Source organism: Sphingomonas pollutisoli, from assembly GCF_029167165.1.
GTDB classification, from domain to species: Bacteria; Pseudomonadota; Alphaproteobacteria; order Sphingomonadales; family Sphingomonadaceae; genus Sphingomonas; species Sphingomonas pollutisoli.
In genome coordinates, this window is record NZ_JARFNJ010000011.1 from 107,193 (window position 1) to 113,966 (window position 6,774).

The 6,774-nt window shown below is 64.8% G+C and carries 11 protein-coding genes and 1 pseudogene; 1 reads left to right on the forward strand and 11 read right to left on the reverse strand.

Annotated elements, in window-relative coordinates:
* Positions 1-107 precede the first annotated feature (107 nt).
* Entirely contained in the window at positions 108-1,082 is a 975-nt protein-coding gene (locus PX554_RS20945) for a DUF2493 domain-containing protein (RefSeq protein ID WP_275504424.1), read from the reverse strand.
* Positions 1,083-1,539: 457 nt separating this feature from the next.
* Between PX554_RS20945 and PX554_RS20950 the strand changes: the two genes are divergently transcribed.
* Positions 1,540-1,704 (forward strand): hypothetical protein, encoded by a 165-nt coding sequence (locus tag PX554_RS20950; protein WP_275504425.1) that lies wholly within the window; start codon positions 1,540-1,542, stop codon positions 1,702-1,704.
* A 40-nt stretch (positions 1,705-1,744) separates the two neighbouring features.
* On the opposite strand, the gene PX554_RS20955 is transcribed toward PX554_RS20950, so the two are convergent.
* From PX554_RS20955 to PX554_RS21000, 10 genes and pseudogenes are all read right to left on the reverse strand, one after another.
* Positions 1,745-2,065, reverse strand: a complete 321-nt coding sequence (locus PX554_RS20955) for a single-stranded DNA-binding protein (protein WP_275504426.1) — start codon at positions 2,063-2,065, stop codon at positions 1,745-1,747.
* Positions 2,066-2,382: 317 nt separating this feature from the next.
* Positions 2,383-2,586, reverse strand: a complete 204-nt coding sequence (locus PX554_RS20960; protein ID WP_275504427.1) for a hypothetical protein — start codon at positions 2,584-2,586, stop codon at positions 2,383-2,385.
* Positions 2,587-2,589: 3 nt separating this feature from the next.
* Positions 2,590-2,850: a type II toxin-antitoxin system prevent-host-death family antitoxin gene (locus tag PX554_RS20965; protein ID WP_275504428.1), complete on the reverse strand. Its 261-nt coding sequence runs from the start codon at positions 2,848-2,850 to the stop codon at positions 2,590-2,592.
* 194 nt (positions 2,851-3,044) lie between these two features.
* Complete coding sequence (locus PX554_RS20970; RefSeq protein WP_275504429.1) at positions 3,045-3,566, reverse strand: DUF736 domain-containing protein; 522 nt, start codon at positions 3,564-3,566, stop codon at positions 3,045-3,047.
* Between the two features lie 167 nt (positions 3,567-3,733).
* A complete protein-coding gene (locus tag PX554_RS20975; RefSeq protein ID WP_275504430.1) occupies positions 3,734-4,054 on the reverse strand; it encodes a DUF7673 family protein in 321 nt (106 codons plus the stop codon).
* 62 nt (positions 4,055-4,116) lie between these two features.
* Positions 4,117-4,818: a hypothetical protein gene (locus tag PX554_RS20980; RefSeq protein ID WP_275504431.1), complete on the reverse strand. Its 702-nt coding sequence runs from the start codon at positions 4,816-4,818 to the stop codon at positions 4,117-4,119.
* Complete coding sequence (locus PX554_RS20985) at positions 4,808-5,317, reverse strand: hypothetical protein (protein ID WP_275504432.1); 510 nt, start codon at positions 5,315-5,317, stop codon at positions 4,808-4,810. The genes PX554_RS20980 and PX554_RS20985 overlap by 11 nt, the downstream gene beginning before the upstream one ends.
* 140 nt (positions 5,318-5,457) lie before the next feature.
* Complete coding sequence (locus tag PX554_RS20990) at positions 5,458-5,787, reverse strand: hypothetical protein (protein WP_275504433.1); 330 nt, start codon at positions 5,785-5,787, stop codon at positions 5,458-5,460.
* A gap of 232 nt (positions 5,788-6,019) precedes the next feature.
* Positions 6,020-6,370 (reverse strand): DUF3768 domain-containing protein, encoded by a 351-nt coding sequence (locus tag PX554_RS20995; protein ID WP_275504434.1) that lies wholly within the window; start codon positions 6,368-6,370, stop codon positions 6,020-6,022.
* Positions 6,367-6,699: pseudogene (locus PX554_RS21000) on the reverse strand (hypothetical protein); the annotation flags it as partial. The pseudogene PX554_RS21000 and the gene PX554_RS20995, both read right to left, overlap by 4 nt.
* Between the last annotated feature and the right edge of the window lie 75 nt (positions 6,700-6,774).

A 6,774-nucleotide genomic window follows, 5' to 3' on the forward strand; every position in this document is an offset into this window, starting at 1 on the left:
CGCTCAGTCCCCGCGGCGCGAAGGGGCTCGATGCCCCTGAGCGCCGCCCTCCGACGCAAGAAAAGGGAAGAGGCTCCGGCCCGGAGCCGGAGCCTCTTCCGGAGCGCTCACGCGCTGCGCTGCGCGCGCTGATGGGCGAGCCGCACGATATGGAGCGGAACGCCTGCCTGCCGGAGCTTCTGCGCGAGATTCTGCTGGATGCCCGAGCCCTCGCAGATGACGGCTTCGACGGGCTTGAGGTTGAGGATGCGGTCGTTGCGGACGAAGGCGGCGCGGTTCCCTTGGCTCCGATCGAGGCGGAACTGGATGACCTTGACGCCGCGCGATGCCGCCCAAGCATGTGCGACGGCATCACAGCCCTTCGCCTGCGCCGTGGTCGCGAGGATCATCTCCGGAATGCGGGCCTTGATGCGGTCGAGACCGTTCCAGAGAAGGTCTGCGTCCTCCCAGACCTGACCGCCCGAGAAGGCAACCACCGGACCCTCGGGAGCGAACTGCTCGCGGCGCTCGCGGGCTTTCGATGCGAGATAGTCGCGGGCGTCGATCATCGATGCGTTGAGGGCGCTCGACACCCGGCTTCCCCGGACCGGCGAGAAGGGCTTCCCCGTCTCGACGCGATAGACCTCGGCGGCGTGGTCGCGCATGCATTCCATCGCCTCGCGGCACCCCTGTAGCGTCTGGCAGAGAAGCTGGGTGTCCTCCAGTTCGGTCGCGTAGATCTCCGAGGGGTCGTAGCTGCGTGCGAGATCGCCGAGCTTCTTGGCGGCGTCGTCCTCGCGGCCTTCGATCCGCTTCGCCACGACGTGGAAGCTGTTGGCGAAACCCCATGCGAGATCGTTCGCGAAGGGCTCCATGCGGGTGTCGCGCAGGACGTCGAACATCGTCTGCAACATCATCTCGACGGCGGCCCGCACCTGCTCGGGATCGGGCATGTCGAGTGCTTCGGGCGCCTCGACGACGCTGAGCTTCGCCATCTCGCTATGCTCGATGAACGCACCCTCGTAGGTCTGGGTCAGATCCTCGTTCTCGCGCGATGCGGCGATGAAGCTGGCAAGATCGGCGAAGTTGTTGAAAGAAGTCATAAAAGCCTCCGAACAAGTCGATCTCTCATCCGGGATTGGATGAAAGATGAAATCTCATCGGATGGGCCGGCGGGACTTTGTCAGGGACGCGGGGCTTGTCCCCGCGCCGCGAAGCGGGGCGTGGGGGAGCCGATTTTCTTGGGTCCGTAAGCGGAGCGAAGCGAGAGTGTCGGGCCCGGGAAAATTGGGGGCACCGCGCATCCTTGAGAAAGGCCTAGAGGGCCATCACACTATGGCGATGAAGCTTGTCTGATACCGAGATGTTAGAGAGAGAATGATTTGCCCCGGCCGCGCCAGCGGTCGGGTTAACAGCAAATCGCTCTAGCCTTCCCAAGCTAGAAGAGCCGCGCCAATCCCTCGCAAGGTGATCGTAACCCAGCGGGCGGAGACCCGCTCGCGGGGCTCCGGGAGCCGCGACGTGATTTTACGGCGTAAGCCGGAGCGCGCCGGAGAGGCCGTGCTGAAAGCAAGCGAGGGCGAGGTCGTCGCTATTGTGAAAGCGCAGGGTCGCTGGCGCCTTGTGGTGTTCCGTGATCCGCTGTCGAACCAGCTGGCCCGAGCGTGGGTCTATCAGACGGCGCTTGAGCCGCTGGCGCAGGCGCTTCCCGAGGAAAGCGAGTAGCGAGAAGGGACGACGCCGCGGCGCCGTCCCTCCGGGCAGCTCAGAAGAAATCGATCTTGTCGGCGATGATCTCGCAGCCATAGCGGGTGACGCCATCGCGGTCCTCCCAGCTCGAATAGTGGAGGCGTCCGGTGATGGCGACGACGTCGCCCTTCTTGCGCGATGCGGCTGACTTGCCGAGGCCGTTGAAGCAGGTGACCTTGTGGAACTCGGTCTCCTTGGCGGTGTAGCCGGTAGCCTCGTCGATATAGGTCTTGCCGTCCTTGAGCTTCACGCGGTCGGTGGCGACGATGAGCGTGGTGACCTGGCCGCGGTTCTCAGGATCCTTGGCGACCCGGCCGGCGAGATTGACGTTGTTCATGGCAGTGCTCCTTGTTGGGTCCAGCGGCCTTCCCGCCGGTGACACCGAAGAGTGGCGCGTGGGATCGGTCCGCACCGGAGCGAAGCGGAGGGGAACTCCTGCAGGGAGCTGGCGCGGGCAGCCGCGTGAGCGGCAACACGGGCGACTGGAAGGGGTTGCGGGCAGAGCGCATCTCGCCGCAGGTGTCAGGAACAGGCGAAGGAACGGCGCTGGGGCCGCGAGGTCTGGTGCTGCTTCAACGAGATCGATCGCCGGTAGGTCGGAGCGATCCGGTCGAGCGAGGAGGATTCAGTCTTTCGCTGCCGCCGTGTGCACGATCAGGAGGCGCGCTTGACCTGGGCGATCCTGCCGGCGTCGTAAGCAGCTAGCCAGCGTTGCCGGATCGTCTCGTACAGGCTCGCCGGGAGCAGGACGGCGCATGGGCGATCCTCGCTCCCCTCTTCGTGGCCGACCTTTGCCTCATGGCTCCAGAGATAGGCGTAGCGGATGACGAGGCCAGGAACCGGCTCGGGAATTTGCACGAATCAGGACTCGACCTCATGGTCGAAAGCAGCGGCTTCGACGGGCGCTCGCGCTGTCCGGACCGCGTTCACGATCTCGTCGGGGACATCATCCAGAGTATAGACCTGACGGTTGCGGCTCTTGAGTCGTTCGTATTCCGCAGCAGACATGAGCACCAGGCTGTCACGGCCGTGATGGGTGATGGTAAGAGGCGCGACCAGTGCCTGACGGCTGATACGGCCAAAGGCTTTCGAGGCTTCGACGGAACTGACGGACTGGCGCATGGCGATTCTCCTATCCGGAAAATACGGAGTTTCCGGGAGAAATTACAAGACCGATCCCAGAGCACTTCCCTGAAGCGGATGTAGCACGAGCGCGTGGGAGAACAGGAACAGGGCCCGCTTGCCATGGTGGCGAAGCGAGCCCTGCGAGTTAGCCGCGCACCGGGGGGAGCGCGCGGCCGGGGGGATCGAAGCCGTCAGTCGGCCATCTCGGGAGTGCGGCGCCGCCGGCCGGCCTGCGCAGGCTCGCCGCCGGTCTGGCCGGGCTCGCCCCCGAATGCGCCATCGGCCGAGGATTCGCCCAGACCGTCGCCGCCAGCGGGCTTGGCAGGTTCGTCCGCACCCGGCAGCGGCGGCAGGCCGTCATCGGACGCAACCGTGTCGGTGGGCGCATCACGACGGCGGGTCGGGCGCGACCAGACGATGTTGTACGAGCCGTCCTCCTGGCGGAACGCCGAGAGGTAGAGCGGCTTGTCGAGGCTAGGATCCTCGATCTTGCCGTTGAGGAACGTCTCGCCGGTCGAGTTGGACGAAAGTTCGAACAGCGCGCCGACCTGGACCCACTGGCGGGCGGCCGAGAGCGCGAGGATTTCGAACTTGGGTGCGCGCGGGTTCGTCGACTGGACGGTCCGCAGCGCGATGACGATCGCGACGGTGAGCGTCGAAATCTTGCCGGTGTAGGTGCCGCTGGCGTTCTGCTGGATGGTGCCGATGTTCATGGGAAGTCTCCTGAGTTGTGCTGCTCGAACCCCTTGTCCGAACACTCTCTCTCACCCACTCAGCTCCTCGGCCGTTCGGCCGAGTAAGGCGCGCCAGCGCCGCTCCGACGAGCGCCACTTCGGCGGCGTCGGGGTCGTTCAAGATCGTCCCGGGGTTGTAATGGGCGTCAGGCGGGGGGCGGCGTTGCCGACTTCCGCCACAGCGCGATGATATCCTGCATCTCCTCGGCGAAACCGAGGCTGTCGATATAGACGGCACCGCGATCATTCTGGCCGAGAAAGCCGATGACGGTGGTGATGTCGTTGGCGACCGCAACATCGAGGCCGAACATATCGGCGATCTCGAAATGGCCAAGGTCTGGGCCGTTCCACCACGCCATCAGGAAGTTGGCGACGCGGCGCGCTTGACCGGTGTCGCTCATCGCTATGGGCAAGAGGCGTGTCAGCGCCGCGCGCGCCGCATCATAATCGGTCGGAATCGAGGTCATCATCTGTCTCCGAGCGCCCAAGCTATAGCTTCGCACCTCCGGCGCAACCGCTTGTGTGTTGATCAGAGGAGGAGAGCAGCGGGCATTGCGAGCCATTCCGCCGGCTCGGCGCTTGCGATCGGCACGTCGAAATTCGCGGCCTCGGCCTCGGAGAAAACCCGCGCACGCGAAAGGCGGTCAAACCCGTCGGTGTCGTTCCAGAAGCTCAGACCATGTTCGGCGTGGCGTATCGCGAGCACGAAGCCATCGGCGCCTTCGGCGCGCGAGCGAGCGAGCGCCCGATCGAGCATCCGCCCGGTGCTGCCATATCCAATGGCGGCCTCTGTGATGACGACATAGCCGCCTCCGAACTCGCCGGCGCGCAGACGGTCATGGTCTGACGCCCATTCGAAGCCGAAAGGGAGCGCCGATCGTGCGCAACGCTGGATCAGATTGGCCGCGGTCTCGATGCCGAACTGTTCGCCCGAGAGGAAGACGATCACCTGCCCCGCGGCATCGGGCTCGCCAAAGTGGATATCGAAGTCGAGCATCGGATAATTCTCATCCGGGAAGAGATCGAGCAGCCCGTCGAAGGGGCTGAACTCAGTGCGCGGAAAGAGCGCAGCGAAGTCAGCGCCGACGGTCGCGTAATGCGCCTCGAGAGCGTCGATACCAATATCAGCGTCGCCGATCATCTCGATCGCGGCGGCGACACGACGCAGAAGATCGGCCTCGGCGGCAGTAACCACCAGTCCGAACGCGGCCTTGGTGTAGCTATTCGACATGCGTTGGTCCTTCCGCATCGGAGGTGGGGTCGGTCGGTGCCCCGACCTCGGGGGCATCGCCTTCGACGACGAGCGGCGGCACGGCGAAATCGGCGGCCGCAAAATGCGCGAGGACCGCATCGAACGAGCCGAGCTTTTCGAGCGCGTCACGCGCGATGACGACAGTGTCGTCTTCGGTGACCGCATAGGAGGTCAGCGTCCCATCGCCCTGGTGGACGATCCGCTCCGGACCCCATTGGCCGGCATAGCTGCCCGACCATCTGGCAAAGGGAACCTGGTTTTGAGCGCACCAGCTTTCGAGCCCGTCGAAATAGCCCCAGGCGACGTCGTGCGCGTAAAGGCTGAGGGGCTGGCCGACGGTGCGGTGATGGGGCTCGAAGGCCTCGCCGTCCCATTCGGTGGAAAGGCCCTCGTTGCCGATAAGCTCGACAAGCTCGGTGTAAGCCGACGCCGAGAGCGATCCACCGATGACGATCGATGCTGAAACACGGTCTGCCATAATGGCTCCTTGATCATCGGTGCCTTGGGCACGCGACGGTAAGCGCTGCCGGCAAGGCCGGCGACGCGGGTGGGTGAACACGATTTGGGTGGCGGCCGTATCGGCCGCGCGATTAGCGACGCGAAAACGTCAGGGGCTGATCAGTGGATCGAGCCGAAGAGCGACCGCTTGGCCGCAGCCTGGTGCTGTCCGTCCTTCATGCCGGTCGTCTCACGCATTTCTGAATCGAGCTTGTCAGCAAGGCCAATGGGCACGTCGACATGGGGCGAGACGACGGCGATCGCGGCCTCGGCCGTCAGAAGTTCCCCGGGCTCGGTGCCGAGCCAGATCAGGGCTTCCCCTTCATCAGGTTCATCCTCGGTACGGAAGAAGACCTGCGCGAAGAAAGTCTGGAGCGGCCGGTCCCAACCAACGGTCGCGCTGACGACATGCGGCTGGTCGGCCTTGGGCTGAAGGTCATGCCGGCTCATTGGGTCGTCCTCCTGATCCTGTGTTGTACGTGCCGCGCAGCGCCTTCGGCGCTGCTGATCGCCTTGCCGGCCGCCGAGGCTGCCTGGCGCGCGCCGGCCTGCCGAAGAAGAGTACGGGCTTCGCGCAGACGCTCAACGGCTATTGCTATCGCCTGCCCATGTTCGGGTCCGGCCGGGGTAATCCGCCGCATGGCTGGTCTCCGGTTTGGCTGTTCGAAAAGGTGAGCGACGCTCAGTCGTCGCTGGGGAGCATGATCGTCATGACTCGTGTCGTGACCAGCGGGTCGGCGGGGTTCTCGGAACCCCATTCGAGCGACAGATCGTAATAGTCGATCGTGAAGCGAACGGCGTGGCCAGCGATGTCGAGGTCGCCCCGTGCACGCTCGCAGCCATCTTCGGGCTTGAACACGTACCGTCGAATAGCGGCCATTACCTCCGCCTGGGCCAGAATCTCGCTCGCCATGCCGCCTTCTCCTGCAAGCGTCGCAAGGCAGGCGGCGGTGATGACGACGCGGGCAGTGCGATCGAAGCCTTGGCGGCACCGGTCGTTGAGCGCGGCGATGCGCGATGTCTGGTCGGTCATGCTGCCTCCATCTGGCCGGCGTTGAAGCTATCGAGCCATTCCTCCATCGCGGGACGCTCGCTCACCGGCACGATGCTGGCGGCGTCCTGGAAGCGGATTAGGTCGGTCGGCGCGTCGCGGCGGATCGCATCGATCTCGGCCTCGGGAAGAAGCCGTTCACCGCGGATGAAATCGGTGATCCTCCCGGGCTTGGTCTTGGTCGACCGTCGCCAGAGCCCTTCGACCGTGCGAAGCCGCGGTTCAGCCCGCGCTTCGATGAGGACGATCAGCCGCAGGCACCATTGCGGCAGCGCGCGCACCTCATCGGGCCGGATCGCGCCGCAAAAAAATTATGCCGTCATTGAGACGCTTCATTAAGGCTTTGACGGTCTCCTGATCCTGCCCCATCTTTGGCCAGAAAGAGA